Origin of the sequence: Nonomuraea sp. NPDC049504, assembly GCF_040676845.1 — a bacterium.
In the GTDB taxonomy this organism is placed as follows: domain Bacteria; phylum Actinomycetota; class Actinomycetes; order Streptosporangiales; family Streptosporangiaceae; genus Nonomuraea; species Nonomuraea salmonea.
The window spans coordinates 259,649-286,337 of the sequence record NZ_JBFAPT010000010.1; the positions used below are offsets into that span (position 1 = coordinate 259,649).

28 protein-coding genes and 2 pseudogenes are annotated in these 26,689 nt (G+C 72.5%); 9 read left to right on the top strand and 21 right to left on the bottom strand.

Going from position 1 to position 26,689, the window contains the following annotated elements:
* Positions 1-104 precede the first annotated feature (104 nt).
* Positions 105-998 carry a LysR family transcriptional regulator gene (locus AB0K28_RS21150; RefSeq protein WP_364372426.1) on the bottom strand — a complete coding sequence of 298 codons (894 nt, stop codon included), beginning with the start codon at positions 996-998 and terminating at the stop codon, positions 105-107.
* A gap of 117 nt (positions 999-1,115) precedes the next feature.
* On the opposite strand from AB0K28_RS21150, the gene AB0K28_RS21155 reads away from it, so the two are divergent.
* On the top strand, positions 1,116-1,466 hold the full coding sequence (locus AB0K28_RS21155; RefSeq protein WP_364372429.1) for a nuclear transport factor 2 family protein: 351 nt from the start codon (positions 1,116-1,118) through the stop codon (positions 1,464-1,466).
* A 4-nt stretch (positions 1,467-1,470) separates the two neighbouring features.
* On the opposite strand, the gene AB0K28_RS21160 is transcribed toward AB0K28_RS21155, so the two are convergent.
* Positions 1,471-2,337, bottom strand: coding sequence for a helix-turn-helix transcriptional regulator (locus tag AB0K28_RS21160; protein WP_364372432.1), 867 nt, complete (start codon positions 2,335-2,337; stop codon positions 1,471-1,473).
* A 124-nt stretch (positions 2,338-2,461) separates the two neighbouring features.
* Between AB0K28_RS21160 and AB0K28_RS21165 the strand changes: the two genes are divergently transcribed.
* Positions 2,462-3,145 (top strand): SDR family NAD(P)-dependent oxidoreductase, encoded by a 684-nt coding sequence (locus AB0K28_RS21165; RefSeq protein ID WP_364372435.1) that lies wholly within the window; start codon positions 2,462-2,464, stop codon positions 3,143-3,145.
* 87 nt (positions 3,146-3,232) lie between these two features.
* Entirely contained in the window at positions 3,233-3,727 is a 495-nt protein-coding gene (locus AB0K28_RS21170) for an SET domain-containing protein-lysine N-methyltransferase (RefSeq protein WP_364372438.1), read from the top strand.
* A 140-nt stretch (positions 3,728-3,867) separates the two neighbouring features.
* On the opposite strand, the gene AB0K28_RS21175 is transcribed toward AB0K28_RS21170, so the two are convergent.
* The 6 genes and pseudogenes from AB0K28_RS21175 to AB0K28_RS21200 form a co-directional block, all read right to left on the bottom strand.
* Positions 3,868-4,443 (bottom strand): GNAT family N-acetyltransferase, encoded by a 576-nt coding sequence (locus AB0K28_RS21175; RefSeq protein WP_364372441.1) that lies wholly within the window; start codon positions 4,441-4,443, stop codon positions 3,868-3,870.
* Between the two features lie 32 nt (positions 4,444-4,475).
* Positions 4,476-5,366, bottom strand: coding sequence for an aminoglycoside phosphotransferase family protein (locus AB0K28_RS21180; RefSeq protein ID WP_364372445.1), 891 nt, complete (start codon positions 5,364-5,366; stop codon positions 4,476-4,478).
* 63 nt (positions 5,367-5,429) lie between these two features.
* Entirely contained in the window at positions 5,430-5,621 is a 192-nt protein-coding gene (locus AB0K28_RS21185; RefSeq protein WP_364372447.1) for a hypothetical protein, read from the bottom strand.
* 314 nt (positions 5,622-5,935) lie between these two features.
* The gene (locus AB0K28_RS21190; RefSeq protein WP_364372450.1) at positions 5,936-6,535 is read right to left on the bottom strand and encodes an FAD-dependent oxidoreductase; all 600 of its coding nucleotides are present in this window, start codon (positions 6,533-6,535) and stop codon (positions 5,936-5,938) included.
* On the bottom strand, positions 6,433-6,738 hold the full coding sequence (locus AB0K28_RS21195; RefSeq protein ID WP_345405750.1) for an FAD-dependent oxidoreductase: 306 nt from the start codon (positions 6,736-6,738) through the stop codon (positions 6,433-6,435). Before AB0K28_RS21195 ends, AB0K28_RS21190 begins: the two co-directional genes overlap by 103 nt.
* Positions 6,739-6,883: 145 nt before the next feature.
* Positions 6,884-8,385, bottom strand: a pseudogene (locus AB0K28_RS21200) (SulP family inorganic anion transporter).
* 410 nt (positions 8,386-8,795) lie between these two features.
* Between AB0K28_RS21200 and AB0K28_RS21205 the strand changes: the two are divergent.
* Positions 8,796-9,239: a MerR family transcriptional regulator gene (locus AB0K28_RS21205; RefSeq protein ID WP_345409841.1), complete on the top strand. Its 444-nt coding sequence runs from the start codon at positions 8,796-8,798 to the stop codon at positions 9,237-9,239.
* A 58-nt stretch (positions 9,240-9,297) separates the two neighbouring features.
* Here the strand turns inward: AB0K28_RS21205 and AB0K28_RS21210 are convergent, their stop codons facing one another.
* The 5 genes from AB0K28_RS21210 to AB0K28_RS21230 form a co-directional block, all read right to left on the bottom strand.
* Complete coding sequence (locus tag AB0K28_RS21210) at positions 9,298-10,692, bottom strand: MFS transporter (RefSeq protein WP_364372454.1); 1,395 nt, start codon at positions 10,690-10,692, stop codon at positions 9,298-9,300.
* A gap of 26 nt (positions 10,693-10,718) precedes the next feature.
* Positions 10,719-11,609, bottom strand: coding sequence for a TIGR03620 family F420-dependent LLM class oxidoreductase (locus AB0K28_RS21215; RefSeq protein ID WP_364372457.1), 891 nt, complete (start codon positions 11,607-11,609; stop codon positions 10,719-10,721).
* Positions 11,610-11,672: 63 nt separating this feature from the next.
* Positions 11,673-11,876, bottom strand: a complete 204-nt coding sequence (locus AB0K28_RS21220; RefSeq protein WP_364372460.1) for a hypothetical protein — start codon at positions 11,874-11,876, stop codon at positions 11,673-11,675.
* A gap of 175 nt (positions 11,877-12,051) precedes the next feature.
* Complete coding sequence (locus tag AB0K28_RS21225) at positions 12,052-14,034, bottom strand: protein kinase (protein WP_364372463.1); 1,983 nt, start codon at positions 14,032-14,034, stop codon at positions 12,052-12,054.
* A 69-nt stretch (positions 14,035-14,103) separates the two neighbouring features.
* Positions 14,104-15,273: an alpha/beta hydrolase domain-containing protein gene (locus tag AB0K28_RS21230; RefSeq protein ID WP_364372556.1), complete on the bottom strand. Its 1,170-nt coding sequence runs from the start codon at positions 15,271-15,273 to the stop codon at positions 14,104-14,106.
* Between AB0K28_RS21230 and AB0K28_RS21235 the strand changes: the two genes are divergently transcribed.
* Positions 15,215-15,544 carry an FCD domain-containing protein gene (locus AB0K28_RS21235; protein WP_364372465.1) on the top strand — a complete coding sequence of 110 codons (330 nt, stop codon included), beginning with the start codon at positions 15,215-15,217 and terminating at the stop codon, positions 15,542-15,544. The genes AB0K28_RS21230 and AB0K28_RS21235 overlap by 59 nt on opposite strands.
* 22 nt (positions 15,545-15,566) lie before the next feature.
* Here AB0K28_RS21235 and AB0K28_RS21240 read toward each other — a convergent pair whose 3' ends face one another.
* The gene (locus AB0K28_RS21240; RefSeq protein WP_364372468.1) at positions 15,567-16,580 is read right to left on the bottom strand and encodes an SDR family NAD(P)-dependent oxidoreductase; all 1,014 of its coding nucleotides are present in this window, start codon (positions 16,578-16,580) and stop codon (positions 15,567-15,569) included.
* Between the two features lie 74 nt (positions 16,581-16,654).
* Here AB0K28_RS21240 and AB0K28_RS21245 point away from each other — a divergent pair, with 74 nt between their 5' ends.
* A complete protein-coding gene (locus tag AB0K28_RS21245; RefSeq protein WP_364372471.1) occupies positions 16,655-17,596 on the top strand; it encodes an AraC family transcriptional regulator in 942 nt (313 codons plus the stop codon).
* A 47-nt stretch (positions 17,597-17,643) separates the two neighbouring features.
* Here AB0K28_RS21245 and AB0K28_RS21250 read toward each other — a convergent pair whose 3' ends face one another.
* Positions 17,644-18,432 carry an oxidoreductase gene (locus tag AB0K28_RS21250; RefSeq protein ID WP_364372474.1) on the bottom strand — a complete coding sequence of 263 codons (789 nt, stop codon included), beginning with the start codon at positions 18,430-18,432 and terminating at the stop codon, positions 17,644-17,646.
* A 108-nt stretch (positions 18,433-18,540) separates the two neighbouring features.
* Here AB0K28_RS21250 and AB0K28_RS21255 point away from each other — a divergent pair, with 108 nt between their 5' ends.
* Entirely contained in the window at positions 18,541-19,137 is a 597-nt protein-coding gene (locus AB0K28_RS21255; RefSeq protein WP_364372477.1) for a helix-turn-helix domain-containing protein, read from the top strand.
* Here AB0K28_RS21255 and AB0K28_RS21260 read toward each other — a convergent pair.
* The 3 genes from AB0K28_RS21260 to AB0K28_RS21270 all read right to left on the bottom strand — a co-directional run bounded on the left by AB0K28_RS21260 (position 19,130) and on the right by AB0K28_RS21270 (position 21,992).
* Positions 19,130-20,095 (bottom strand): hypothetical protein, encoded by a 966-nt coding sequence (locus tag AB0K28_RS21260; protein WP_364372480.1) that lies wholly within the window; start codon positions 20,093-20,095, stop codon positions 19,130-19,132. The two genes, AB0K28_RS21255 and AB0K28_RS21260, sit on opposite strands and share 8 nt — an antisense overlap.
* A gap of 64 nt (positions 20,096-20,159) precedes the next feature.
* Positions 20,160-20,753: a response regulator transcription factor gene (locus tag AB0K28_RS21265; RefSeq protein WP_345405796.1), complete on the bottom strand. Its 594-nt coding sequence runs from the start codon at positions 20,751-20,753 to the stop codon at positions 20,160-20,162.
* Positions 20,754-20,807: 54 nt separating this feature from the next.
* Positions 20,808-21,992: a sensor histidine kinase gene (locus tag AB0K28_RS21270; protein WP_364372483.1), complete on the bottom strand. Its 1,185-nt coding sequence runs from the start codon at positions 21,990-21,992 to the stop codon at positions 20,808-20,810.
* A gap of 445 nt (positions 21,993-22,437) precedes the next feature.
* Between AB0K28_RS21270 and AB0K28_RS21275 the strand changes: the two genes are divergently transcribed.
* Complete coding sequence (locus AB0K28_RS21275) at positions 22,438-22,806, top strand: hypothetical protein (protein ID WP_364372486.1); 369 nt, start codon at positions 22,438-22,440, stop codon at positions 22,804-22,806.
* A gap of 13 nt (positions 22,807-22,819) precedes the next feature.
* On the opposite strand, the gene AB0K28_RS21280 is transcribed toward AB0K28_RS21275, so the two are convergent.
* Positions 22,820-24,088 carry a pyridoxamine 5'-phosphate oxidase family protein gene (locus AB0K28_RS21280; protein ID WP_364372489.1) on the bottom strand — a complete coding sequence of 423 codons (1,269 nt, stop codon included), beginning with the start codon at positions 24,086-24,088 and terminating at the stop codon, positions 22,820-22,822.
* A 149-nt stretch (positions 24,089-24,237) separates the two neighbouring features.
* Between AB0K28_RS21280 and AB0K28_RS21285 the strand changes: the two are divergent.
* A pseudogene (locus tag AB0K28_RS21285) lies at positions 24,238-25,416 on the top strand (RNA-guided endonuclease TnpB family protein); the annotation flags it as partial.
* 217 nt (positions 25,417-25,633) lie between these two features.
* On the opposite strand, the gene AB0K28_RS21290 reads toward AB0K28_RS21285, so the two are convergent.
* A complete protein-coding gene (locus AB0K28_RS21290) occupies positions 25,634-25,972 on the bottom strand; it encodes a transcriptional regulator (protein WP_345405808.1) in 339 nt (112 codons plus the stop codon).
* Positions 25,969-26,412 (bottom strand): hypothetical protein, encoded by a 444-nt coding sequence (locus tag AB0K28_RS21295; RefSeq protein ID WP_364372492.1) that lies wholly within the window; start codon positions 26,410-26,412, stop codon positions 25,969-25,971. The genes AB0K28_RS21290 and AB0K28_RS21295 overlap by 4 nt, the downstream gene beginning before the upstream one ends.
* Between the last annotated feature and the right edge of the window lie 277 nt (positions 26,413-26,689).

Consider the following 26,689-nt stretch of genomic DNA (forward strand, 5'->3'; position numbering starts at 1 on the left):
CTTCCCGGAAGGCGCCATCTCGGCGCGAGACGCTTCCCACGCTAGCGACCGCGCCCTGCGAAATCCCCCAGCAGGGGGCAAAGCTTTCCATGCCGCAGGGTGGGTCAGGCGGTGGCGGGGAGGGCGAAGGCACGGCGGGCGTGGGTGAGGAAAGCGCGTACGGCGGGTCCGTACGGCGTCTTCCAGGTCAGGGCGAGCCGGGCGATCTCCTGTGCGTCATCGATCACCCGCGCGGTGAGCCGGTCGCGGTAGGCCGCGGCCATGGACTCGCTGAGGATGCCGACGCCGAGCCCGCGTTCGGCCAGGGCGGCGATGGCGTCGGAGGCGCCGGCCTGGAACGCGATCGCCGGCCGGCACCCGCCCGCCGCGCATGCCCGGTCGAACGCCTGCCGCAGCCCGGTCCCCGGCGGCATGCACACGATCGGGTACGCCGCCACGTCCGCCAGCGTGACCTGCCCCGGCTCGGCGAGGGGGTGGGCGGGCGGCACGGCGGCGACGAGACGTTCGCTGACGATCGTCATCTCGGACAGGCCCTCGGGAGCGGTGGCGGCGGCGGTGCCGACGAGGGCGAGGTCGATGCTCCCCGCGCGGATGGCTTCGGCGAGCGCATCCGAGTTGCCCTCCAGCAGTGAGATCTCCACCCCGGGATGCGCTCGGTGAAAGGCCGCGAGCGTGTCGAACAGCGGCGTGATCGTGCACCCGTTCACCATGCCGACGACGAGACGGCCCTTGATGAGATGGGTGACCTCGCCCACCGCCTGACCGACGGCGGCGGCCGCGGCGAGGGTGGCGCGGGCGTGTTCGAGCGCGGCCTTGCCGGCGACGGTGAGCGTGGCCGTGCGCCCTGAGCGGTCGAAGAGGTCGGCGCCGAGCTCGCGTTCGAGCTGCCTGATCTGGGCGCTGACCCCGGACTGGCTGATGTGCACCCGCTCGGCCGCACGCGTGAAGTTCCGCTCTTCGGCGACGGCGACGAAGTATTCGAGCTGGCGCAGTTCCATGACTGCTGATTCTAGTTGCCATCACAACTAGCTGTTGGACTTCTGAAAGTGCGCGCTGCCATGCTGAAGAAAAGCGGAAAATCCTACTGAACGAGGACATATATGTACGAGAAGGCCATGCGTCCGGAAGACATCACCCGCCTGTTCGTCGAGCGGTCCAACGCCGGTGACGCGGCCGGGGTCGCCGCCCTCTATGAGGAGGACGCCGTTCTCGCCTACCCGCCCGGCAGCCGGACGAAGGGCCGGGAGGCGATCCTCGAGCTGTGGGAGAAGGTGCTGGCCGGTCGGCCGCACTTCGAGCAGGAGCCGCCGCTGCCCACGCTGATCAGCGGCGACATCGCGCTCACCGCCACCCCGCCCAGGGACGGGGCGGGCGCCCGCGCCCAGGTCGTCCGCCGTCAGCCCGACGGCAGCTGGCTCCGCGTCCTCGACCAGCCCGAGTTCGTCCCCGTCGGCCAGGAGAACTGACCGCTCAGGAGGTGACGTCGGCGCGGGACGCGATCCGGGTCGGCTCGCCGTCCGGGAGCGCGTACGAGGACAGCAGGGCGAGCTTGTCGGCGTGCTCGGTCCCGGGCTCGGCGTGGTACATGACCAGCAGCTGCCCCGTGACGCCCGTGAGCGCCAGCTTCTCCCTGAGCAGCCGCAGCTCCCCGACCTGCGGATGGTGCAGGACCACCGGGCTGCTCCGCCACCGGACCACGTCGTGGCGCGCCCACAACGTCCGGAACAGCTCGCTGGCCAGGGACAGCTCGCCAACCAGCTCGATGCCGCGCGGGTCGTCCACGTCGGTGCCCACCGAAGCCCGGAACCCGGCCACCAGCGCGGCGGCGGCCCGCTCCCAGTCGCCGTACAGCGCCTGCTCGGCCGGGTCCAGGAAGAGGTCCCGCAGCCGGTTGCCGCCCGGCGCCAGCCTGGGGGAGAGCGCCACGGCCAGCCGGTTGGCGGCGAGCACGTCGAAACAGCGCCCTTCCACGAACGCGGGCAGCGGCAGCGTCCCCAGCAGCGTACGGGTGCCCTCGGGCACGACCTCGCGGCGCGGACGGCGACGGCGGCGCGGCGGCGGGGCGGCGCCGAGGCCGAGCAGGTAGTCGGTGGCGGCGGCGTCGAGCTGCAGCACCCGGCCCAGCGAGCGCAGCACCTGCTCCGACGGGTGGCGGTCGCGGCCCTGCTCCAGCCGCAGGTAGTAGTCGGCGCTGATGCCGGCCAGCATCGCCACCTCCTCCCGCCGCAGCCCGGGCACCCGCCGCAGGCCGGCCTTCGGCAGCCCGACCGTCTCCGGCGCGACCTGCTCGCGGCGGGCGCGCAGGTAGGAGCCCAGGACGTTCGCGTCATCCGTCATGGCATCGAGCCTATGCAGTCGGGCCCGACGCTGACTGGTCCTGTCACCCCCAGGAACGCCGGGACACTGCCACCACCCCTCTCCGGCGCTGGACGATCGTCCCGTACCGAAGAGAGGATCGATCATGACTGTGACCCTGGTGACCGGTGCGAACAAGGGCATCGGCTACGAGACCGTCCGCCTCCTCGTCGCGGCCGGCCACACCGTCTACGCCGCCGCCCGCGACGAGGAGCGCGGCCGCCGCGCCGCCGCCGAGCTGGGCGCGCGGTTCGTCCGGCTGGACGTCACCGACGACGCCTCCGTGGCGGCGGCCATGAAGACTGTCGAGGCCGAGCAGGGCCGCCTGGACGTGCTCATCAACAACGCGGGCCTCGGGCTCGAGAGCCCCACCGGGCCGGAGGCGCTGCTGGTGTTCGACACCAACGTCGTCGGGGTGATCCGCGTGACCCAGGCGGCGCTGCCGCTGCTGCGCAAGTCGGACCACCCGGTGGTGGTGAACCTGTCCAGCGCGCTCGGCTCGTTCCACGCCGTCACCGACCCGGAGCGGCCCGCGTTCCACGTGCCGTCCCTCGTGTACGGCTCCAGCAAGGCCGCCGTCTCCATGCTCACCCTGCAGTACGCGAAGACGATGCCGGACATCACGTTCAACGCGGTGGAGCCCGGCTACACCGACACGGACCTGACCAAGGACCACCCCGGTGGCCGGTCCGCCGAGGTGAGCGCGCAGGTCGTCGCCCGCGTGGCGATGATGGGCAAGGACGGCCCCACCGGCACCTTCCAGGAGGAGGACGGCATACTTCCCTGGTGATCTACAATGTAAAGGCGACGGCCAGGTGCAGGACCCGGCCGGGTGCGTACGCTCGGGACGTACTCACCAGCACCTTACGATCACCCTGTGACATACGACGCCGAGAGCTGGCTGACGCCCGCCGCCGAACCGCGCCGTTCGCCGATCGAGGGCACCGGGCTGTTCGCGGTCGGGCGGATCCGCCGGGGCGAGGTGGTGATGCGGCTCGGCGGCCGGGTCATCGACGACGACACGCTGGCCGCCCTCACGCCGCCCTACAGCAGCATCACCGTGGAGGACGGCGTCCACCTGCTCCTCGACCCCGCGCACCCCGTCCGGTACGGCAACCACTCCTGCGACCCGGCCCTGTGGCACCAGGACGCGACCACGCTCACCGCCCGCCGCGACATCGAGCCGGGGGAGGAGCTGACCATCGACTACGCGACGCACACCGGCGTCGAGGAGTGGTCGATGGCGTGCCGATGCGGGGCGCCGTCGTGCCGCGGGGTGGTCACCGGCGCCGACTGGCGGTCGGAGCGGCTGCGGCAGGTCTACGGCACGCACTGGAGCCCGGCGCTGCTGGCCAGGATGAGGGCGGGGTAGGGGACGCCGAGCATCTGCGGGCGAGCCGGTCAGGCGTCGTCGGCGGCGGGTGGGGTGCTCAGGCCTGAAATGCGGTGGGTCAGGTGTGGGTCGCGGTGGATGGGGTGCTCAGGCGTGGGCCGCGGCGCCGGCCGGGTGGGTCAGATGTGGGTGGCTCGGTGGGAGAGCCACCGGTCGCGGGTGATGGCGTACTCGACCTCGCCCTGCTCGCTGCCGGGCAGCGGGTCGTCCCAGTCCTGATGGAACGTGCGCACGTACGTCATGCCGAGGGAGGCCATCGTGGCGCGGGAGGCGGCGTTGACCGCCATCGTCTCGGCGAAGACGCGGTCGAGCCCGAGGTCCTCGAAGCCGTGCCGCAGCAGCTCGCGCGCCCCCTCGCCGGCGAGGCCCCGCCGCCAGAAGCGGCGCAGCAGCCGGTAGCCCAGCTCGGCCTGCCCCTCGACCGGGCCCTGGTCGGCGCGCTCGGGCGGCTCCAAGATCCACCACCCGACGAACTCCCCGGCCACGAACCCCGCCCAGAATCCGAGCCCGGGGACCCGGCCGGCGGTCTCCAGCCGCAGCCGGTGCGCCGCCTCGACCTCCTCGCGGGTGCGGGCGCGCCCGGTGAGGTAGCGCATCACCTCGGGATCGGAGTCGAGCTCGATCTCGTGCTCGAGGTGCTCGTCGGCGAGCGGGACGAGATCGATCCGGTCGGTACGCAACTTCGCCTGGGACATGCCCGCATTCTCCAGGGCGGGCGGGCGGAAAATCATCCGGTTTCTGCAAGGATGCGGTCCAGGGTGCGCCGCCCCATGAGGCTCATCGGCGGGTTGCTGTCGACGTAATACCAGACCGTGCCCATCGCCTGCTGGAACGCCCACGCCTTGCCGCGCTCCCACTCCAGGTCGCCGCAGCCGAGCGCGGCCCGCAACTCCTCGCGCGGCCCCGCCTCCAGCAGGTGCCAGGCGCTGACGAGGTCGAGCGCGGGGTCGGCGGCGCCGAGGCCGCCGGTGTCGAGCACGCCGGCCAGCCGCCCGTCCGCGACGAGCACGTTGCCGGGGATGAGGTCGCCGTGGTTCATCACGTCGGGGGACTCGCGGGGCAGCTCGCGCAGGTGCGCCCAGACGCGGCGCAGGCGGGGGACGTCCATCAGGTGCTCGCTGCTGCGGAAGCAGGTCTCCATCCACTCGTCGTGGGCGGGCAGGTCGCCGCCCCTGCCCCGGCCGGAGAACGTGCGGCCGCGGGTGTCGATGGCGCGGATGTCGCCGATGAGGTCGGCCAGGTCGCGGGCGAACGCCGACGACTCGCCGGGGTCGGCGTCGGTGGCCACCGTGCCCGGCAGCCAGGTCTGCACCGACCAGGGGAGCGGGTAGCCCGCGCCCGGCTCGCCCAGCGCGACCGGCTCGGGCACCGGGAAGCGGGTGGCCGCGGCCAGTTCGCGGGCCGCGCCCGCCTCCGCCTCCAGCCGGCTTCGCACGGCCTCGGGGTCGCCGGGCTGCAGCGGGAAGCGGGCGGCGAGGCGGTCGCCGATGCGGGCGATGGCGTTGACCGTGCCCTGGGTGGCGAGCATGGTGACGGGCAGGCCGCGCCACCGCGGGAACTGCTCGTCCACCAGCTTCTGTACGGTCCCGGCCTCGATCGTCAGTTGGTCGGCGTGCATTTTCACGAGGGGCAAGGCTGCCCGATGCCGGTCGCGGTCCGCAAATCCTTTTGCGGCGCGTGGTCAGGGAGCGATGTCGGTCACGCCGCACACGTCGCAGCGGTAGAGGGTGCCCAGATCGTCCTCGCCGAACTCGCTCCACGAGTGCGCGGTGCCCGTCAGGTCGTACGGGTCGCCGGAGCAGAGCACCCGCGCCCCTCCACCCGCGGCCGCGTCATGGGGGCCGGCGGGAACGGGGGCGGTGGGTGTGAGCATGGAGGTCTCCCGGGGGTCAGGTGGGGTAGCGGTCAGTGGGCAAGGTTCTTTCCTGAAAGGGAGCGTTGAAACCGTCAGATCAGGACAATGCACGTCAATGCCCACATATCCGTTTGGGTGTCTCTCTCCGGGTAGGGCGAGCGCCGCACCATCCGCAGCGTTGGGAGGAACCCGATGGAACCGGTCTGGATCATCTCCGCCATCGCCATCCTGATCGCGATCGGCATCGCCTACCGCAGCGAGCGGAACAAGCGCAAGGACTGATCAGGCCGCACACCCTGCGCCCCGGACGGCGTGGCGTCCAGGTCGACGAGTCACTGGGTGACGCTGGTCGCGCTGCGGCGCGGGCCGGCGTACCGCCAGAAGAAGTTGAGCAGCACGCTCGCCCGGTTGCGGCCGCCGAGCAGGTACATGACGTGGATGAGGATCCACACCAGCCAGGCCGGCAGGCCGCGCACGCTCACCCCGTTCGGCAACTGCAGCACGGCCTCGGCCTTGCCCACCGTCGCCATGATGCCGGGGTCGCGGTAGGCGAACGGCCGCGCCGAGCCGCCCCGCAGGGCGGCGGCGATCTGGCGGCCCGCGTGCGCGCCCATCTGGATCGCCGGCTGCGCGAGCTGCGGCTGCGGCGACGGCTGGCCCGCCAGGTCGCCGGCCACGAAGATCTCCGGATGACCCGGGACGTTCAGCGCCTCGGTGAGCGTGATCCGGCCGCCCGCGCCCTGCGGCAGCCCCCAGTCGGCGACCTGCGAAGGCGCGGTCACCCCCAGCGCCCACACGGTCAGGTCGCTCGGGACCCGCCGGCCATCGCTCAGCACCACCGCGTCCTGCTCCACCGCCGCGACCGTGCAGCCGAGCCGCAGCCGCACCCCGCGCCGGTGCAGCGCCTCCGCCGCGCCCGCACGTTCGGCCATCGGGCGGCGAACGTGCGGATCGGGTACGACACGTCGGCGGTGCTCATCCCGGCCGTGGCCACCTGGTAGAGCAGCGGCTGGAAGGTCGCGTACGGGTTGCGGTCGACGACCGTCACCAGCGCCCCGGTCCTCGCCAGCTCCTTCGTGGCCGCCAGCCCGGCGAACCCCGCTCCCACGACCACGATCCGTGCTCTGCGCGCCATGATCCGGCCCTCTCCGCTCGGCGGTCCCAGCGGAGCATCCCACGCGCCGCCGCCCGCGAAAAGCGATCGACCCCCGGCCGTCCGCGTCGTCATCATGGCGACCATGACGGCCGACGGCGGCACGAACCCGCTGTTCGCCGCTGGGTCAGTGGCTGCCGGACAGCTCGCCTGACAGGGTCTCGTGCATGCGGGCGCTCGGCCGGTTGAGGCCCACGATGCGCACGCTCTTGCCGCGCGCGGCGTACTTGGCCTCGACGGCGTCCAGCGCGGCGACCGATGAGGCGTCCCAGATGTGCGCGTCGGTCAGGTCGATGACCACGTCGTCGGGGTCGGTGGCGTAGGAGAACCGCGAGACCAGGTCGTTGCTGGAGGCGAAGAACAGCTCTCCGGTGACCGCGTAGACGACCTGCCCGCCGTCGGGGTCGAGGCAGGCGGTGACGTCGGCGAGGTGCGCGACCCGGCGGGCGAAGATGATCAGCGCGGTCAGCGAGCCGATGACGACGCCGATCGCCAGGTTGCTCGTGGCGACCACCACGGCGACCGTGACCAGCATGACGGTGGTCTCGCCGACCGGCAGCCGCCTGAGCGTGGCGGGCGCGATCGAGTGCCAGTCGAACGTGCCGAACGACACCAGGATCATCACCGCCACCAGCGCGGCCATCGGGATCTGCGAGACCAGCGGCCCGAACACCACGCACAGCACCATCAGCATGACTCCGGCCGTGAAGGTGGACAGCCGGGTGCGGGCGCCGTTCCTGACGTTGATCATCGTCTGGCCGATCATGGCGCAGCCGCCCATGCCGCCGAAGAAGCCGGTGACGATGTTCGCGACGCCCTGGCCGATCGACTCGCGCGTCTTGGAGGAGCGGGTGTCGGTGATGTCGTCCACGAGCTTGGCCGTCATCAGCGACTCCATCAGCCCGACCAGCGCGAAGCCCAGCGCGTACGGGGCGATGAGGGTGAGCGTGTCCCACGTGAACGGCACGTCGGGCAGGCCGGGCACGGGCAGCGAGGCCGGCAGCGCCCCGCGGTCGCCGACCGTCGGCACCGCCAGGTGCGCGCCGACGGTGAGCGCGGTGAGCGCCACGATCGAGATCAGCGGCGCCGGCACCACCCTGGTCAGGCGCGGCAGCAGCACCATCAGCACCAGCGCCCCGCCCACCAGCGGATAGACGACCCACGGCACGTCGATCAGCTCCGGCACCTGCGCCATGAAGATCAGGATGGCGAGCGCGTTCACGAACCCGACCATGACGCTGCGCGGCACGAACCGCATCAGCTTGGCCACGCCGAGCGCGCCCAGCACGATCTGGATCAGCCCGCCCAGGATGACGGTCCGATCAGGTGGCCGAAGCCGTACTCGCGGGCCAGTGGCGCCACCACCAGCGCGATCGCGCCGGTCGCCGCGGAGATCATCGCGGGCCGGCCGCCGACGAACGCGATCACCACGGCCATGGTGAACGAGGCGAACAGGCCGACGCTGGGGTCCACCCCGGCGATGATCGAGAACGAGATCGCCTCAGGGATCAGCGCCAGCGCGACGACCAGGCCGGACAGGAACTCGGTACGCGCGACCGACGGCGACAGCCAGGCGGGCCGGCCGGGCCGCAGCCGGGCGGCCAGGGACGCGGACGGGCGGGCGGGCATGGAAGAGCTGGGCAACGAACGTCCTTCTGCTGAGGGTGAGGCGGCGCCGGAGCGTAACGGCGCGGTGGGAGAGAGGCGAGGGAGAGAGGCGGGGCGGCGATGCGCGCCGCGGCCAGGTCACGGTGGCCAGGTCACGGTGGGCAGGTCACGGTGGCCAGGTCACGGTGGGCAGCAGGCGGTGATGATCGAAGGCATGCGCGCGTCGAGAGTCCTGACCTCGGAGATGACGGCGGCGGCCCACGTCGTCGTGGCCGGAGCGCCGGGGGTGTCGGGTCCGCGCCTCTCCCGGCGCGGCCATCGGCAACTTTACCTTAACGTTAGGGTAGAGATCCGGCGGGGCCTGGCACGCCGCACCCACCACGCCGGGCAGTGAGGTCGTACGAGAGATGGACGAGCCCGCGCCGCCCGTCATGGAGACATCAGGTCACATGCACATCGGCGAGGTGGCGGCCCGCACCGAGCTGTCGTTGCGCACCATCCGTCACTACGACGAGGTCGGCCTCGTCCGGCCGTCCGCCCGGAGCCAGGGCGGCTTCCGCCTCTACACGGAGGCCGACGTCGCCCGCCTGATGGTGATCCGCCGCATGAAGCCACTCGGCTTCACCCTGGAGGAGATGGGCGAACTGCTCTCCATCACCGACCGCCTCGACGAAACCACCCCGACCGCCTCACAACCGGCCGAGCGGCAGGTCCTGTCACCGGCCGAACGCGCTCACCTGGCGGCCAGACTCGCCCGCTTCGAGGAGGCGGCCCGCGACCGCTGCGCCGCCCTGCGCACCCAACTGGCCCGCGCCGAGGAGTTCGCCACCGACCTCGCGAAGCGCGCCACCCAACTGGCAACCGACCCCATGTGAACGCCGACCCGCCCCCACCACCAGCCTTACTCTCACGCCTCTCACCCCCCGAAGGCCCTCAGCGCCAACGGCGGCCGAGCCGTGAGCCGGCCCAGGTCTGGTTGCGGTCCGTGGGAGTGGGTTCGGGGTCCCGGCGGTGCGGTAGGGCGAGGGCCAGGACGGCGACTGCGGCCAGCGCCGCCGCTATGAGCACGAACGCCTGTCCGTAGCCCTCCGCCAGGTCGGCCGGGTTGGCGTCGGCCCCTTGCGTGGACGTCAAGGCGACCAGGGTGGCCAGGCCAAGAGCGCCGCCGATCTGCTTGGCGGTGTTCATCAGGCCGGAGGCCGCCCCGGCGTCCTCCGAGGCCACGCCTGAGGTGACGGTGACGGTCAGCGGGGTGTTCAGCAGGCCGCTGCCGAGGGAGATGAGCACGGCCGGCCCCAGGACGGCGGTCACGTAGTCGCCGCCCGGCCCGAGGCGGCTCTGCCACAGGAAGCCGGCCGCCCCGATCAGCGCACCCGCCACGATGAGCACCCGGTCACCGGTACGCCGCATCAGCCAAGGCGTCACCCGCAGCCCGACGAGCATGGTCAGCAGCGTGTGCGGCAGGAACGCCAGCCCGGTCAGCAGCGGCCCGTACCCGAGGACGTTCTGCAGGGACAGCGTCAGGAAGTACCACATCGGGTTGAGGCACGCACCGGCCAGCAGCATCGCCACGTTGCCCAGCCAGATCGCCCGAGCCCGCACCAGGGCGGGCGGAACCAGCGGAACGGCCGCGACCCGCGTCTCCACCAGCACGAACAACCCCAGCAGCACACACCCCCCGAAGACGGCGACGACCGACCCGGACACCCCGTACGCCAGCGCCACCAGCCCGGCGGTGGCCGTCAGCGCGCCCGGCACGTCCAGCCGCCCGCGGCGCCGCCCTGGATCGGCGGGCAGCCGGCGGGCGGCGACCAGGCAGGCCAGCCCGATGGGCACGTTGACCAGCAGGATCGACCGCCACGACAGATACTGCGTCAGCGCCCCGCCGATGAGGTTGCCCGCCGTGCCGCCCGCCAGGCTGACGGCCGTCCAGCCGGCGATGGCCCGGGTACGCCGCGGCCCCTCGGGAAAGACGGAGGTCAGGACGGTGAGCGTGGCCGGCGCCAGGATCGCCGCCCCCGCCCCCTGCCCGGCCCGCGCGGCGATCAGCAGCCCGGCCGTGTCCGCCAGCCCACCGGCCAGACTGGCCCCGGAGAACACGGCCAGGCCCGTGACGAAGACCCGCCGGTGCCCGTACAGGTCGGCCAGCCGCCCGCCGAGCAGCAGCAGCCCGCCGAAGGTCAGCGCGTACGCGTTCCCGACCCAGGCCAGCCCCAGAGGCCCGACGGCCAGCGCTTGCGCGATGGAGGGCAGGGCCACGTTCACCACGGACACGTCCAGGACGACCATGAACTGCGCGGCACACAGCAGCGCGAGGACGATCCGCACCCCGCCTCCTCGTCAAATCGATGTGTTCACATCGTACTGGCGGGCAGGAGCGCCTCGGCGAGCAGCCGCCACTGCGGCATCGCCGACCTGCCGGGCTGCACGCCGATCACCTGGACGGTGACGTGGTCGGCCCCGGCCTCGCGGTGGGCGCGCAGCTTGTCCGCGATGACGTCCGGCTCGCCCCAGAACACGAAGTCGTCCACCAGTCGGTCGCTGCCGCCCCCGCCGAACTCCTCGTCGGAGTAGCCGAGCCGCCGGAACTTGGCCACGTTGTACGGCCGGGACAGGTAGGGGCTCAGGTGCTCGCGCGCGATCGCCCGGGCCTTGTCCGGGTCGGACTCGAACAGCACGGGGTGTTCGACCGCGAGGAACGCCTCAGGTCCGAGCAGCTCGCGCGACTGCGCGGTGTGCGCGACGTTCACGTGGTAGGTCTGGGCGCCCGCGGCCCGGTCGCGGGCCAGCTCCAGCATCTTCGGCCCGTACGCGGCCAGGATCCGCCGCACCGGACCCCGCGGCGCCGGGTTCACGGTCTCGAGCCCGTCCATCTCGTCCAGGTACGCCGCCATCGCCCCCAGCGGCTTGACCCCCGGCTTCGGCTCGCCGCCGAACCCCAGCCCGAGCACGTGCCGTCCCGGGTAGGCGTCGGCCAGCAGGAGCGCGCCGCCGTGCGCCCACCGGGCTCCGCGCGACCAGATCTGCGCGATGCCGTTCACCACCTTGAGCCGCTCGGTGCTCGCCAGCAGGAAGCCGGCGTGCGAGAGCGCCTCGCGCCCGAGCAGCTCGGGGACCCACACGGCCGGCCAGCCCAGCTCCTCCAGCTCCTGAACCGCATCCCGCACCCGCGCCGCCGGCAGGTGCTCGAAGTCGAAGGTGTAGATGCCGAAAGGCCCGAGGTCAAGGCGGTTGTTCCCGCTCATGGCAGTTCTCCTTCCTCATGCGACAAGTCGGATCAACATATCGCATTTTGTCGATCCATCATGCTACAGCTCGGACGGACCCCACTCGGTGATCTGGACGGTCTCGCCGACCGCCGCCCTTCCGGGCCTGAGCACCGCGTACCGCACCCCGAACGCCACCCCGCCCTTCGCCGCCCGGCGGTAGTCGGCCAGGGTCCGCAGCGGTTCCGGGCCCGCCTTCGCCCCCGTCTCCTGCTCGACCATGGTGGACGGCGCAGCGGATGGCAAGCTTGGCGTAGGCGAGTCCGGCGGTGCCGGGGGTGCTTCCGCTGGTGGTCCTGTCGTGTTCGGGCGGCACCCGCACGAGGCGGCTCGGCCGACCGAGCACCTCCGTCAGCCGCTGCGCCGCCGCGTCGCCCTGGTCGATGCCCCGGTACGCGCGATCGGGATCGTCAACCGCGGGTCACCAGACGACGTACGGGCTCTCCGCGCCGCCGCTCCACGACACGCTGCCGGTGCGCCGCCAGCGCTGCCGCACGTCCGTCTTCGCCCCCTTGCGCGGGACGCTGATCGTGAACGGGCCGCACGTGGCGACCCCGCCCGCCGGTGCGAGCACATCCGCGCAGATGAACGGCTGCGACAGGTTCGTGTCGGCGTCGGTGTCGTAGAGCTGGACGTGGACGTCGGACCGCGCCGACCCCCTGACCTGGCCCTTCAGGTGGATGATGTCGCCGGTCACCGCCATGCACGGCGACATGTCCACCCCGCCGGCCGTCGTGAGCCAGGAGCGGCAGCGCCACTGCGGCGCCGGCGGCTCCGACGGCGGCGCCTCGGTCTCAGGCTCGGTCTCCCGGGGCTTCGGCTTGCTCGACTTCGTCCGTATGGGGTGCGTCGGCGCGGTGGTCGCCGGGCTCGGCGGGGCGGCGGTGACCGTGACGACCACCTTCGGGGTCTCCTGGCGTTCTTTGGGCTTGGCCAGTGACTTGGGCGACGGCGTCGCGATGTCCACGGCCGCGGCCCCCGACGGCGTGGCGGGCGGCGTGGCGGGCGGCGTGGACGCGGTGGGCGGCGGCGTCGTGGGCGCGGCCACGGGAGCGCCCTCCTGCCGCCACGGGGCCGCGACGACCAGCGCCGTCCCGGCCAGCACCACCGCCAGAGCCCCGCTCGCCACGAGCATGCCCCGCTTCCGCGACGGCCGAGCGGAGCTCCCCGCGCCACCAGCGGGAGGCGGGCCACCGGCTCCGCGAGGCCAGGTGGACTGCTCAGCCGAGGAAGGCGGCTGCGAGGGCGCCGCCTGCGGGTGGGGCTCCGGAGTGAAGGGGGCGTGGTGTCCGGACAGATGGGAGGCGGAGGTGCTGAACGCGCCCGGAGTCGCGGGGCCGGAGCCCGGGGGCCAAGGCTCGGGGTTGGTGGCGGCGCCAGGGCCGGAGTACCGCGGGTTGGTGGCGGGGCCCAGGGGGCCGGGGACGGCGGGCAGCGGATCCGGGGTGGGGGAGGGGGCCGGTTGCGACGGGGTGGAGGAGGTCGGTTGCGACGGGGTGGGGGCCGGCTTGGGTGGGGAGGGGAGGGGCTCTGAGGTGGAGGAAGCGGGGTCGGTGCGGGGGACGGGAGGCAAGGCGGTGAGGCCGGTCAGGGCCGGGGCCGCCTGGTGGAGGGCGGCGGCGACGGCTTCGGCGGTCGGGCGGGCGGCCGGGTCCTTGGCGGAGCAGGTCCGGATCAGCGTCCACAGGGCGTCGGGCATGCCGGGGAGGCGGCGGGGCATGGCCGTGGCGTGCTGACGGAGGAGCGCCATCGGGTGGTCGCCGGCGAAGGGCGGGCGGCCGGCGAGCAGCTCGTACAGGATGAGGCCGAGCGCGTAGACGTCCACGGCGGCCGTGGCGGCGTCACCCTCGGCGACCTCGGGGGCCAGGTAGGCGGGGGTGCCGATGATCGAGCTGGTGCCGGTCAGGCCGGGGCCGTGCACGATGCGGGCAACGCCGAAGTCGCTCAGCCGCGCCCGCCCGGCGGTGTCGATCAGCACGTTCGCCGGCTTGACGTCCCGGTGCACGACCCCGAGTGCGTGCGCGGCGGCCAGCGCCTCGGCGACCTGCGCCATCAGCCGGGCCGTCTCCGGCGGCGGCAGGGTGTCGCGCTGGCGCAGCAGGCCGCGCAGGTCGCCGCCCTCGACGAGGTCCATGACCAGGGCGAGCCGCTCGCCTTCGATGACGAAGTCGCGTAGCGGCACGATGTGGGGGTGGCGCAGGCTGCGCATGACGTTGCGTTCCTGGACGAAGCGCAGCACCAGGTCCTGGTCGGCGGCCAGGCCGTCGCGCAGCAGCTTGACCGCCACGATCTCGCCGGTGTCGCGCAGGCGCGCCCGCCGGACCGTCCCCATGGCACCGCCGCCGATCTCCTCCAGCAGCACGTACCGGCTCCCCAGAGACGCCTCGGACTCGTCCTGAGCCATCTGTCGTGATCCCCCTCCGCCGCATTGTGGAGATCAACAATAGCCAGGGCGGGCGAGGCCCGAGCAAGATCACACCGTAGCGGTCTGATATGAGGCGGCGGCCAGCGCCTTGATCTCGTCGGCGTCGGCCGGGAGCAGGAAGCCGGCCGCCACCGCCGCGTCGGTGGCCGCCCCGAACGCCTCGAGGTAGTCGGCCGCCCCGCCCGGATAGAGCGTCTCGAGGGTCGCCGCGTCGAACGGCACGGTCTCGCCGAAGAGCCGCTCGATGAGCCCGTCGTTCGGGCTGATGCCGGTCAGGACGGCGGTGGGCGCGTCCATCCAGGGGGTGCGCACGCCGCCGAGCGCGTTGCTGAACGCGTCCCTGGCCAGCGCGGCCGACGATCCGGGCCGCAGCTCAAGGCGGGGGGCGTGCGGCGGGGGCGTGCCGTCGCGCACCCAGCGGGCGAGGTGGTGGACGGCGGCGTTGGCCACGTAATGGTGCTGCGGCGCCGCGTTCACGGTGTGACCGAAGTCGAACCCGGCCGCCCGCCGGCGCGGAGCGAGCGCGGCGGCCAGCCTGGCCGGGTCGAGGCGGGTCATGTCGTGCGCGGCGCCGGCCTCGGCGTAGGTGTCGGCGTGGGCGGCGCCGGCGATCTCCCACACGCGCAGGGCGGGCCCGTCGGGACGCCTGGCCGCCCCGTAGCCGAGGGTGACCACGTCCGTCTCGGTGAGCAGCGCCAGCACCGGCACGCGCGGGTCGTCGCGGAACGGCACAGGCGTCGGGTCGAACGCGGGCGGATCGGACAGGACGAGCGGCGCGGCGGCGCCCATGCGGCTGTGGATCAGGAACCCGTCGTGGACCTGGGCGAGGGGGTCGATCGCGTTGACGTAGGTGGTGAGCCGGTGCGCACCCAGCGACATCCCCGCCGCGACCAGCCGCGCTCCCGGGAACAGCTCGGCGATCGCCTGCCCGGCCTGGGAGAAGATGTCGTACGAGAAGTCGTCGCCCGGGTGCTGCAGCGTGCCGTACCGGGTGGGGTCCCATGCCTGGAGACCGCCGGGTGCGGGACCCTCGGGCGGCAGGGCGCTGCCGGTCACCCCGGCGCACTGGGCGGAGACGCCGACCCAGGCGTAGCCGCCGCGTACCAGCTCGGTGTGCGTGTAGACCCACTCGACGCCCGCGTCCATGTACGCCGAGACGTTGAACCACTCCACGATCACCACGCCGTTGAACCCCCGCTCGGGGGCCCGGGTGAGCAGGCGGGTGACGTACGGGGCGCGCGCCCGCCGCTTCCACCGCGCACTGCTCGAAGGCTGCGGCAACGACGTCCTGCTGGACGGCTTCGACCGGCTCTGGACCGCAGGCGAGCTGGCCCGCCGCTGGTCAGGCGCCGCCACCCCCGACCGGGACGCCGACGCCGAGCACCGCGCCCTGGAGGAGGCGGCCTTGTCCCGCGACCCCGGCAAAGCGGCCACCCTGCTCCGCCGACACATCCTCCGCACCGTCGACGCCCTGACCCGCCTGCCTTGAGGCAGGTCCGAGCGCCGCGGGCTCAGGTGCCGAGGAGGCGTTCGCTCAGGTCCCAGAGGCGGCGGGCCGAGTCCGGGTCGAGAGCGTGGGGGACGACGTAGGAGCGGATGTTGTCGTCGGCGCCGAAGTTGATCTCAGTGGGTTCGTCCACCGGTGAGATGTCGTTGTCCTTCAGGTAGACGCCGCCGATGTCGTCGAGCAGCGGGCTGGTCGCCGCGAAGACGCTGGTCGAGGCTCCCTGCTGCGGGGTCTTCAGCTCGCGGTCGGGGTCGTGTACCGGCCGGCCGGACTCGTCGATGATGCCCATGGCCCGCAGTTCGGCGTCGCTCAGCCACTGCCGGCGCTCCTCGCCGACGGCCAGGTGCGGCCCGAGGTCGGTGCCGTGGACGATGCCGGGGTGCACGGCGTACCCGCGGATGCCGTCGGCTTTCCATCGGCGGTCCAGTTCGACGGCGAACAGGACGTTGGCCGTCTTGGACTGGCCGTAGCCGAGCATGCCCTCGTACCCGGTGGTGAAGTGAGGGTCGTCCCACCGGATGTCGGAGAGCCGGTGCCCGCCGGAGGTCACGTTCACGACGCGGGCGCCGTGTGCGGCGCGCAGGGCGGGCAGCAGGCCGAGTGTGAGCTGGAAGTGGCCGAGGTGGTTGGTGGCGAACTGGGACTCGTACCCGCGTGCGTCCCTGACCAGCGGCCCGGACATGATGCCGGCGTTGTTGATCAGGATGTGCAGCGGACGTCCCGACGCGAGGTAGCGGGCGGCGAAGGCGCTGATCGAGGCGGGGTCGAGCAGGTCGAGCCGGTCGACCTCGACCCGCTCGATGCCCTCCAGCGCCGGCGCCGCACGCTCGGGGCTGCGCGCGCCCACGAGGACCGACGCCCCCGCCTTGCTCAGTGCCCGGGTGGTCTCCAGGCCGATGCCGTTGTGGCCGCCGGTGACGATGACGTTCTTGCCGGACAGGTCGATGCCCTTGAGCACGTCGCCGGCGGTGGAGGCGGCGGTGAATCCGGACCCGATGGGATGCTGTCTGTCGTTCATGCCTCCCACTCTGGCCGCCGCCGTCCGTACGCTGAATAATTGACAGTTCAGATTTTCTGCTCGATAGTACGGCCATGCGCAGCGACCAGCTCTCGGAAGTGTTCGAACTCGTCGAGGTGCGCGGCCAGATGACGGGCGCGTTCGAGGTGTACGGCCCCTGGCGGTCGCAGCACGAGATCGGCGACCCGCTGAAGCTCATCGCGATGGTCCACGGGCACGGGCGGCTGCTCGCCGACGGCCTCGACACGCCGATCGAGCTCGGGCCGGGCGAGGTCGCCATCCTGAACGGGCGCTCGTGGCTGCGCATCGAGGGCGGCACCGGCGACGGGCCGGTGTGCGAGTTCCTGCCGGGGCCCGGCTACAACTCCTACGGCCACGACGACGCTGACGGCCCGCCCGACGTCGTCGTGGGCGGCCACATCGAGGTCAACCACGTCGGGCGGACGCTGCTCGCGCAGGCACTGCCGCCCGTGGGGCACGTGCGCGCCGCCGAGGCCTCCGCCCTGCACCGCAACCTGCGCCTGCTGGCCGAGGAGGCGGGCGCGGGCCGGGTGGGGTCGGCGTTCGCGATCCGCCAGTACGCCCAGCTCCTGGTGCTCGAGCTGCTGCGCGCCTACGTCGATCAGGCCGACCTGCCTCCTGGCTGGCTGCGGGTGATGACCGACGAGCGCCTGAGCCCGGCGCTCACCCTCATGCACGGCGAGCCCGGCCGGCCCTGGAGCCTGGAGGAGCTGGCCAGGGCCGCCGCGATGTCGCGCACCTCGTTCGCCGAACGCTTCAGGACGCTGGCGGGGGTGCCGCCGCTGACGTACCTCGGCCGGTGGCGGATGCTGCTGGCGCGGCGGGCCCTGCGCGACGGCGACGTACGCGTCGGGTCGCTGGCCGCCGAGCTGGGCTACGGGTCGGAGAGCGCGTTCAGCACCGCGTTCAAGCGCGAGGTGGGCATGTCGCCCCTGCGCTACCGCTCCCGCGCCCGCCAGGCGGGCGAGCCCCACCCCGCCGCGGCACCCGCCTGAACACCCCGGACCGCCCGCACGCCGCCATCCCCTGAGCCTGGCGGGGGTCAGGCGGTCTTGATGACGCCGCCGTCGATGATGTGATCGGCGCCGGTGACGCTGGCCGCGTGGGGTGAGGCCAGCCACGCCACCAGCGAGGCGACCTCCTCGGGCTCGATGAGCCGGCCGGTCGTCATGCCGGTGGCCGCCGGCAGGCCGGCGAGGAACTGCTCCAGCTCCACCCCGTGCATCCCGGCCAGCAGAGCGCCGTACCCGCCCGACTCCTCCCACATCGCGGTGCGGATGGTGCCGGGGGAGATCGTGTTGACCCGCACCCCCTGCGGCCCGACCTCCTCCGACAGCGCCTTGCCGAACGCGGTCAGCGCCGCCTTGGCCGTCGCGTACGGCATCGGCCCGCCGCTCGGCATCCGTGCCGAGATGGAGGAGATGTTGACCACGCCGCCGCGCCGCCGCAGCAGGCTGGGCAGGGCGGCGCGGGTGGCGCGGATGGCGCTGAAGAGGTTCAGCTCGTAGGTGCGCTGCCAGAGGTCGTCGCTCATGTCCGCGAACGGGCCGGCGACCTCGGGGGTCGCGTCGCCGCCGCCGACGTTGTTGACCAGCAGGTCGATCTCGCCCAGCTCGGCGAGCGCCTGCGCGATCAGCTCGCCGGCCCCGCCGGGATTGGCCAGGTCGGCCGACACCGTGACGGCGCCGGTCTCCTTGAGCTGAGGGGTGATCGTACGCGCCGCCGCGACGACCCGCATGCCCTCGGCCGTCAGCGTCCGCACGATCGCCAGGCCGAGGCCCTTGCTCGCGCCGGTGACCACGGCCGTCTTGCCGCTGAGGTGCAGATCCATGTCATCTCCACGTGCTAGTCGCATCAATGTCGTTGCGATGACCATAGAACTTGCACAGATTTGTTGCAAGTTCGCGTGTAAGCGGAGCGATCACGTATCCTTCTGGGCGTGAGTGGGACGACCCGGGCGTTGCGTTCCGACGCCGAGCGCACGGTGCGCACGATCCTGGAGGCCGCGGAGCGGGTGTTCGCCGCGGACCCGGCGGCGAGCATGGAGCAGGTCGCCGAGGCGGCCGGGGTGGCGCGCACGACCGTTCACCGCCGCTTCGCCTCCCGCGAGGCGCTGCTGGAGGCGCTGGCCGCGGTGGCGGCCCGCGAGTTCGGCGCGGCTGTGGAGGCCGCGCACCCCGAGACCACCCCGCCGCTGGTCGCGCTCTACCAGGTCGCGGTCAACGTGCTGCGGGTCAAGCGGCAGTGGCCGTTCGCGCTCGAGCTCGACAGGCCCGGCGGCAGCGAGCCCGCCTGGGCGCACGCCGAGGTGGAGCTGCGCTGCGACCGCCTGCTCCAGCGGGCCAAGGACGACGGCGTGCTGCGTGCCGACGCCGACCTGGCCTGGGCCAAGTGGGTCTATTACGCGATGATCGGGGTGGCGGCGCAGCTGCGCGAGTGCGAGATCGACGCCGCCGCCACCCGCGTGGTCGACACCCTGCTGTGCGGTGTCGGCACCGGCCAGGGCCTGACGCGCCAGGGGACCGACGTCAGCTGAGCTCCATGACGCTCGCCCTCAGGCGGGCGGCGATCACCGCCAGAAGCGCGACGGCGGCCACGGCGAACACGATGTTGCCCACCAGGTCGGCCGCCGGCGCCACCGGTACGGCCGGCGGCTGCAGGAAACCGTGCCAGGCGTACGTGAGCATGCTCCCCGCCCCCAGCGCGAACATCTGGCGCAGGCCCCAGCCCGACCGGCGCGACCAGCGGACCACCAGGACGCAGACGACGGCGTACACCGCCAGGTTGATCACCACCGTCGGCCACGCGCCGACCGCTCCGGAGGCCAGGTTCGCCAGCCAGAACACCGCGCCCGCCGCCATCGAGCAGCCGAGCACCGGCCACGGCCCCGGCGCCTGGCCCGCGTCCGTCCCCGCCGTCCTGCGGCGCAGCGCCACGAACGCGAGCAGCGCCACCGCCACCAGCACGCCCACGACCTGCGCGATCGACGGAACGTACGCCCCCGGATCGAACGCGGAGGCCATCACCGCCCCCAGCACGAACAGCACCCCCGCCACCACCAGGCCGGGCACGCGCAGCCACGGCTCCGACGCCCTGGCGGGCACCAGCGCCTCCATGACCGCGATCGGGGCGCAGACGCTGCCCGCGACGTGCACGCCGCCGAGCACGAAGCTCGCCCACCAGGCGCTCATCTCGACCCCGGGAATCCACGCCTGAGCCGTCAGGTCCATCCCCGCGAAGCTCGGGGCGAACAGCGAGCGGGTGACCAGGCCCTCCTCGATCAGCGCGTACGCCAGCGCCAGCAGGACGATGCCCGGCCAGCCCGCGCCCGTGCGCCTGGCCAGTTCACGGACGAGCAGGGCGCCGCCGCCGTACAGCGGGGCCAGCGCCACGAGCGCCGGCAGCATGGTGATGGGCAGGTTGCCCAGCAGGAACTCGCCGGCCAGCGGCGAGAGGAAGAAGAGCCCGATGGCGGGCGCGACACGTTTCAGCATGTCTCCAGCCTCGCGAGCGCCGGATCGGGCCGGTAGTGACGATCGTCAGGGGTTGCCGCGGTCGTCAGAGCCAGCCTCTGGCCTCCGCGGCACGCGCCGCCTCGGCCCGGTTGCGCGCGCCCAGCTTGCCGATCGCCGACGACAGGTAATTGCGTACGGTGCCGTCGGACAGGTAGAGGCGTCCCGCGATGTCGGCGATGGTGCCGCCCTCGGCGGCGGCGCGCAGCACGTCCCGTTCGCGGCTGGTGAGCGGGTTCGCGCCGATGGACAGGCTGGCGGCGGAGAGCCCGCGGTCGAAGACCTGGCCACCGGCGTGCACCAGGCGTACCGCGCCGGCCAGCTCACCTGCTCGGGCGTCCTTGAGCACGTACCCGGCCACGCCCGCGTCCTTCGCCCGCCGCAGATACCCGGGCCGGCCGAACGTGGTCAGAATGATCACCTTGACGCCGTCCAGCAGGCCCGCCGCGGTCAGCCCGTCGAGCCCCGGCATCTCGATGTCGAGCAGCACCACGTCGGGCCGGCACCGCTCCACCGCCCCAGCCACCTCGTCCCCCCGGCTGACCTGCCCGACCACCTCGATCCCTTCCTCCAGCCCCAGCAATGCCGCCAGCGCCTCCCTGACCAGATGCTGATCGTCGGCCAGCAGCACACGAATCACGGCGACCCCCTGAAGGCGAAGTGAGCGACACGCCGCCGGACGGCGGAACGTGGATCATGACGGATCTCTGGGAGCGGTGCGGGCCGGCGGCTGGACCCGCCCCCCACGGGACGCGCGGATCACGACAGGTCCGCTGGGCAGGTCGCGGGCGAGTGGCGCGGTGCCGGGCACCGGGATGCGCGCGTTGAGCAGGAAGCCGCCGTCCTCCGCAGGGCCGCTGGTGAGGGTGCCGCCCGCGACCTCGATGCGCTCGGCGAGGCCGCGCAGGCCGTTCCCGCCGCACTCGTCACCTGCGGCTTCCGATCCCCGGCCGTCGTCACGCACCTCCGCGTACGCCTGCCCGTCCGCCACGCCGAGCCTGATATGGCAGGCACGGGCGCCGCTGTGCCGGACGACGTTCGTCGTGCCCTCCCTGACCACCCAGGCCAGCACGGGTTCCGCGGCCGGGGGGAGCGGCCCGGCCGCCACCTCCAGCCGGACACCGGCGGTGCCGAGCGCGCGGCGCGCGCCGTCCAGCTCGTCGGGCAGCGACAGCTCCCGGTAGCCCGAGATCGCCTCGCGCACCTCGGCGAGCGCCTGCCGCGACAGCTCCTCCACCTGCTCCATCTCGGCTCTGGCCCGTGCCGGGTCGGCGTCGGCCAGCCGGGCGGCGAGCTGGCTCTTCACCGTCATGACCGCCAGGCTGTGGCCGAGAAGATCGTGCATGTCGCGGGCGAACCGCAGCCGCTCGTTGTCCACGGCCAGCCGTTCCACCTTGACGTTGGCCTCGCTCAGCGCCCGGTTGGCGGCGTTCAGCCGGAGAAAAGCGCGAATCGCCGCGGTAAACACCGCCGCCTGCAGCGGGATCCACCACAGCTCCGCCGGGGACTCGCCGAGCAGCGGCAGTGCGGCCGTGCCCGCCGCGATCGTCGCGCCCGCCGCCAGCGGCAGGGCCCGCTCGGGCAGCGCCGTGGCGACCGCCGTGATGAGGAAGAACGAGCTCGCGAACACCCACATCACGCCCAGCGCCGGCGCCATCGCCGCCGCGAGCGCGTACAGCAGGATCAGCGCGTACGGGGTGGCGTTGCGATGCGGCCGCTCCAGCGCCGTCCACGCGACCCGCAGATACAGCCCGGCGAACCCCGCCACCCCCGCCACCACCACCACGATCCCGGCAGGGGACGGCCCCGAGGCGAGGAACCCGGGAATCGGCCACACCAGGACGACGAGATAAACGGAGGTCCAGAACCGGGCCTTCATGCCAGCCACCCTAACCAGCAGCTCACCCGTACGAACCTGACGAATGTCACAAAGCTTCGCACCGTTGAGACGTGCAGGAGGCGCTCACGTCCGCTGGTGTCGGGAGCCACCGGGAGATACCGGCTCTCGGATCTCGGTCATGGGTTCTTTCCCGGCTGGGAGGGGCCGCGTCGTCAGTTGACGCAGTCCTGGCGGTCGAGGGCCAGCACCAGCCGGCGCACCTTGCTCTTGGACTGCAGGAACGCGTAGTACGCGCGGGTTGCCGGGCACCGTCACGAACCGGAACCCGCTCGGCGCCGTCTCCCCGTCCTTCGGTGTCCTGCTTCCTGCGTGTCGTGTGGTTCGCGGGACATTCGTCCGGGAGGTCCGCGCTGGATGACGGGGTCGCCGGGAAAAGGAGATGCTCCGGAGGAGATTTGTCGGTGGCGTTGGGCAGAGTGACCGCATGACCGAGTCACCAGCCGGCATCGCCATGTCCGACCCCGCCGCCCCCACCCCGGCTCCCACCTCCGCCCACGTCAGCCCCGTCACCCCTGTGGCCCCCGCAGCGAGCCACGGCCCGCCGGAGCTCGCCACCCCGGCCGGCGCCGATCAGTCGCTCGTCTGCACCGTCTGCCGGGGAGTCCTGGTGGGGGTGCCGGCCAGCGCCTACACGGTGGCGCGCGGCCGCCTGATCCTCGCCAACGGCTACTGCAAGGGCAGGTGCGCCCCCTCCAACCGCACGGACGGCGGCAACCCCGGGCAGGGCGGCGCTTCTGGGCAAGGTGATGGCGCCGGCCAGGCAGGTGGTCCTGGGCTGGGTGGTGCGCCCTGACGGAGTCTTCGGCTCAGTCGTTCTGCCGTACGTTCCGGTCGCCGGCACCGGTCGCCGTATCAGGGGTTGGCAGGTCGTAGCCCTCCTTGCGCAGGGCCCGCCGGTAGGTGGCGTCGATCGCGCGCCGGAGCAGTCGCGCGAAGACGGCGAGCAGCTTCGCGAGGCCGCGCAGGGCGGGTGTCTTCGCGGCGAGTTGCCGCGTCGTCGAGGCCATCAGTTCGGTGCGGGTGGCGTCGTCGGCATGTCCGGACGCGTCCCAGACGTTCGCGTCGGCCAGGGCCTGGTTGTGGCGCACCTCGGCGTGTTCCACGGTGACGACCAGGGCGAGTTGGGGCACGGCGCTGCCCTGTGCCATGCCGGCCAGCAGGTCCGGGTCGTCGGTCGGTACGGCGGTGCCGCTGAGACGCAGTACGTCGGTGCTCCCCGGCACCAGCGCGGCTGCCGACATCCGGCCGTCGGTGAGGAGGTTGCGGGAGGTGTCCGCGCGCTTGTTGCCCCGGCGGTCGGGGATGGCGAGCGTGTGCCCGTCCACTACTCGTACGAATCCGGGCACGTCGCCGCGCGGGCTCGTGTCACTACTCCCGTCGCCGTCCCAGGAGGACAGGACAAGGAACGGCGTCGCCGCCAGCACGTCACGAACGCCGGGCTCTGACAACGGGCCGCCGGGATCTTCCGCATCCGCAGGCGGCTGCCCAGGGGTTCCTGCGTGAGCCGGCGGCCGGAGGTGATCGCCCACAGCCTCTGGCAGTCGGCTGGCCGCCGGTCGGCCGGGAGCGTCCTTGCCCCGCTGGGCGGGGTCGCCGGTGGTGAGCCGCTGTTGGCCTGAGGGGTTCCACAGGCGGGAGCGGAGGATGGCCCGGGCGCAGTGCACATATGCCTGTTCGACGGTGATGACCAGGCGGCCGGGTGTTCGCTCGGCGACCGTGCCGTTCACGCGCAGGGTCTCGCCGACGCCGGGCAGCAGGAAGACGAAGGAGACCGGGCCTGACACGTCCAGATCTGTGGCGATGGCCAGGCGGGTGGGTGATTCGGGGTGGGCGAAGCCCGGCGAGCCGCCGATCATCGTCGTCCGGGGGCGGCCGCCGGCGTCGAGGTGGCCGAAGCCGGCGAGCGAGGCGAGGGCCAGCATGTCGCGGCAGGCGTCGTCCAGCTCGGCGAGTTCCTTCTTCCGTACCATCGCGGACGGACGCCCGATGATCGCTTCGAGTTGCTCGGCCGTCGTGATCCGGTTCTTGACGGTGGCCGTCTTTCGGGCGGTCGGAGGCATGGCATTGCTCGTCATCAGATACCTCCGTGGAAACCCCCGCCTTCAGGCGGGGGAGGAATCGGACTTCTGCGGAGCAGGACAGGGGCAGCCGGTTCGCCGTCAGGTGAACCGACATATCGAACACACGCGCGACTGTTAGCCGATCGGGCGGTAGCGTTTGAGGCGTGGCGCAGATCGTGAAGCGGGCATACAAGTACCGCTTCTATCCGACTCCCGAGCAGGCCGGCGAGCTTGCCCGGACGTTCGGCTGCGTCCGCCTCGTTTACAACAAGGCGCTCGAGGAGCGCACCCGCGCCTACCGGCTGGAAGGCCGCCGTGTCTCCTATGTGGAGTCCTCTGCGCGCCTGACGGAGTGGAAGCGCAGCGGCGAGTTCGACTTCCTGTCGGAGGTGTCGTCGGTTCCTCTTCAGCAGGCGTTGCGGCATCTTCAGGCGGCGTTCGCGAACTTCTTCGCCAGGCGTGCCAGGTACCCGGCGTTCAAGTCCCGCAAGAGGTCCCGGGCGTCGGCGGAGTACACCCGCTCGGCGTTCCGCTGGCGTGCGGGCACCTTGACGCTGGCGAAGATGGACACGCCGCTCGATATCGTGTGGTCGCGTCCGCTGCCGGAGGGTGCGCGGCCGTCCACGGTCACCGTGTCGAAGGACGCGGCCGGGCGCTGGTTCGTGTCCCTCCTGGTCGAGGAGAAGATCAGCCCGCTCCCGCCCGTCGGGCGGAGCGTCGGGGTGGACGCCGGCATTACCGCGCTGGCGACGCTCTCGACCGGCGAGAAGATCGTCAACCCCAAGCATGAGCGCGCCGATCGGCGCAGGCTGGCCAAGGCTCAGCGGGCTCTGGCCCGTAAGGAGAAGGGGTCGAACAACCGGGCCAAGGCCAGAGTGAAGGTCGCCAGGGTGTACGCCCGGATCGCCGATCGCAGAAGGGATCACCTGCACAAGGTCACGACACGGCTCGTTCGCGATAATCAAGTGATCGCCGTGGAAGACCTGACCGTCCGCACCATGGTCAAGAACCGGAGTCTGGCTCGCGCCATCTGCGACGCCTCGTGGCGAGCGATGCGCGGCATGCTGGAGTACAAGGCCGCATGGTACGGACGGAGTGTGGTGGCGGTCGACTGCTGGTTTCCCTCCTCCAAGCTGTGCTCGCAGTGCGGGGCCCTGCGGGAGAAGATGCCGCTGAACATCCGCGAATGGGCATGCGCCTGCGGCGCGGTCCACGACCGGGATGTGAATGCGGCCAAGAACGTGCTCGCCGCCGGGCTGGCGGAGAGCTGAAACGCCTGCGGAGCGGGTGTAAGACCTCAACGAGAGTCCTCTCGGACGGGGCGACCGGCTGTGAAACAGGAACCCTCACGGGCGACCGTGGGAATCCCCCTCGTTGACGAGGGGGAGGATGTCAAGAGAGACCTCAGGGGTCGGGATGGACAGGACGGTGTGGAGTCACGCTGTCCGGGCGCGGGACAGCACGACAGCGGCCCCCACTTCCCATGGGGCGCGCCATGCGCTCGCGCCGGCGGATCTGGTCAGGGCAGGGCGGTAGCGGTGGGGCCGGTGGAGGTGATCGTCACCGGCGTCGTCCGGGCTCGGGGGACGATTCGGCGGGCGAGGTCGTTTCGGCTGGGGTGTCGAAGAGGGCTTTGAGGGCTTCGACGTGGTCGGCGTAGGCGCGGCGGCCCTCCGGGGTGAGGCGTACCCAGGTGCGGACCCGGCCCCGGCCGGTCGGTTTCGAGATCGTCAGATAGCCGGCCTCCTGCAGCACCTTGAGATGCTTGCTGAGCACCGAGTCGGCCACGCCGAGGACGTCGCGCAGCATCCCGAACTCGGCGCTGGACGACGCGGCGAGGAGGGCGCAGATGCGCAGGCGGTTCGGGGCGTGCACGATCTCGTCGAACCGCCCCGTCATGTGCCCGCCCTGAGGCCCGCGCGGAGGTCGGCGTCGAACCGCCGGCACAGCACGACGGTGCCGGCGCACTCGACCGCGGCCAGGCCGTATACAAGCCACTGCGGGCCGGTCGCCGCTCCGGCCGCGAGCGCTCCGACGAACGTCAGGCCGGTGAGCACGCCCAGCATGCCGAGCCATCGGCTGGCGGGCCCGGCTTCGTACCCGGACACCCAGACACCCGTCAGCCGGCGATAGGCGCGGGCCAGCAGGGCACTGCACGCGATCAGCAGGAGGAAACCGCCGACCTTGACGAAGACGTCGCCGAGCCCGAGGGCGAGCACGCATCCGCCCAGCAGCGCCGCGAAGCCGGGGTGATACCACCACGGCGTGACCAGCCGATCGGCCAGCGCCGCGCGCACGCTCGCGATGGCGGCCAAGCCGTCGGCACCGTGACTTTCCATATCGGAAAGTCAATCACTTTCCAACAAGGAAAGTCAACGCACGGGCTCCAGCGCGGTGCGGAGATCAGTGGGCATTGGGCGGGGAGCGTCGTGCCTCCCGCCGTGTGGCCGGTGCCAGGCGGGAGGCGGTTGTCGCGTGGTCTGTCTCAGGTGGGGAGAGTCCTGGCTTCCGGCCTGTGCCAGAGGAGAGCCCTCGCCCTGCGGCTCGGCTCAAGTGGGGAAAGCACCGTCGCGTGCCCGTGCCAGGGGGAGCCTCCTCTTAGGTGGAGGAGGCTCC

What these genes read in the sequence shown, in the direction of transcription:
- AB0K28_RS21295 (WP_364372492.1), bottom strand. Translation starts at nt 26,412, where the DNA reads ATGGAAAGTCACGGTGCCGACGGCTTGGCCGCCATCGCGAGCGTGCGC.
- AB0K28_RS21225 (WP_364372463.1), bottom strand. Translation starts at nt 14,034, where the DNA reads ATGGCTCAGGACGAGTCCGAGGCGTCTCTGGGGAGCCGGTACGTGCTG.
- AB0K28_RS21215 (WP_364372457.1), bottom strand. Translation starts at nt 11,609, where the DNA reads ATGAGCGGGAACAACCGCCTTGACCTCGGGCCTTTCGGCATCTACACC.
- AB0K28_RS21245 (WP_364372471.1), top strand. Translation starts at nt 16,655, where the DNA reads ATGCGCAGCGACCAGCTCTCGGAAGTGTTCGAACTCGTCGAGGTGCGC.
- AB0K28_RS21160 (WP_364372432.1), bottom strand. Translation starts at nt 2,337, where the DNA reads ATGACGGATGACGCGAACGTCCTGGGCTCCTACCTGCGCGCCCGCCGC.
- AB0K28_RS21260 (WP_364372480.1), bottom strand. Translation starts at nt 20,095, where the DNA reads ATGCTGAAACGTGTCGCGCCCGCCATCGGGCTCTTCTTCCTCTCGCCG.
- AB0K28_RS21155 (WP_364372429.1), top strand. Translation starts at nt 1,116, where the DNA reads ATGCGTCCGGAAGACATCACCCGCCTGTTCGTCGAGCGGTCCAACGCC.
- AB0K28_RS21240 (WP_364372468.1), bottom strand. Translation starts at nt 16,580, where the DNA reads ATGAACGACAGACAGCATCCCATCGGGTCCGGATTCACCGCCGCCTCC.
- AB0K28_RS21165 (WP_364372435.1), top strand. Translation starts at nt 2,462, where the DNA reads ATGACTGTGACCCTGGTGACCGGTGCGAACAAGGGCATCGGCTACGAG.
- AB0K28_RS21275 (WP_364372486.1), top strand. Translation starts at nt 22,438, where the DNA reads ATGACCGAGTCACCAGCCGGCATCGCCATGTCCGACCCCGCCGCCCCC.
- AB0K28_RS21175 (WP_364372441.1), bottom strand. Translation starts at nt 4,443, where the DNA reads ATGTCCCAGGCGAAGTTGCGTACCGACCGGATCGATCTCGTCCCGCTC.
- AB0K28_RS21190 (WP_364372450.1), bottom strand. Translation starts at nt 6,535, where the DNA reads ATGGCCGAACGTGCGGGCGCGGCGGAGGCGCTGCACCGGCGCGGGGTG.
- AB0K28_RS21290 (WP_345405808.1), bottom strand. Translation starts at nt 25,972, where the DNA reads ATGACGGGGCGGTTCGACGAGATCGTGCACGCCCCGAACCGCCTGCGC.
- AB0K28_RS21270 (WP_364372483.1), bottom strand. Translation starts at nt 21,992, where the DNA reads ATGAAGGCCCGGTTCTGGACCTCCGTTTATCTCGTCGTCCTGGTGTGG.
- AB0K28_RS21150 (WP_364372426.1), bottom strand. Translation starts at nt 998, where the DNA reads ATGGAACTGCGCCAGCTCGAATACTTCGTCGCCGTCGCCGAAGAGCGG.
- AB0K28_RS21185 (WP_364372447.1), bottom strand. Translation starts at nt 5,621, where the DNA reads ATGCTCACACCCACCGCCCCCGTTCCCGCCGGCCCCCATGACGCGGCC.
- AB0K28_RS21280 (WP_364372489.1), bottom strand. Translation starts at nt 24,088, where the DNA reads ATGACGAGCAATGCCATGCCTCCGACCGCCCGAAAGACGGCCACCGTC.
- AB0K28_RS21205 (WP_345409841.1), top strand. Translation starts at nt 8,796, where the DNA reads ATGGAGACATCAGGTCACATGCACATCGGCGAGGTGGCGGCCCGCACC.
- AB0K28_RS21195 (WP_345405750.1), bottom strand. Translation starts at nt 6,738, where the DNA reads ATGGCGCGCAGAGCACGGATCGTGGTCGTGGGAGCGGGGTTCGCCGGG.
- AB0K28_RS21180 (WP_364372445.1), bottom strand. Translation starts at nt 5,366, where the DNA reads ATGCACGCCGACCAACTGACGATCGAGGCCGGGACCGTACAGAAGCTG.
- AB0K28_RS21250 (WP_364372474.1), bottom strand. Translation starts at nt 18,432, where the DNA reads ATGGATCTGCACCTCAGCGGCAAGACGGCCGTGGTCACCGGCGCGAGC.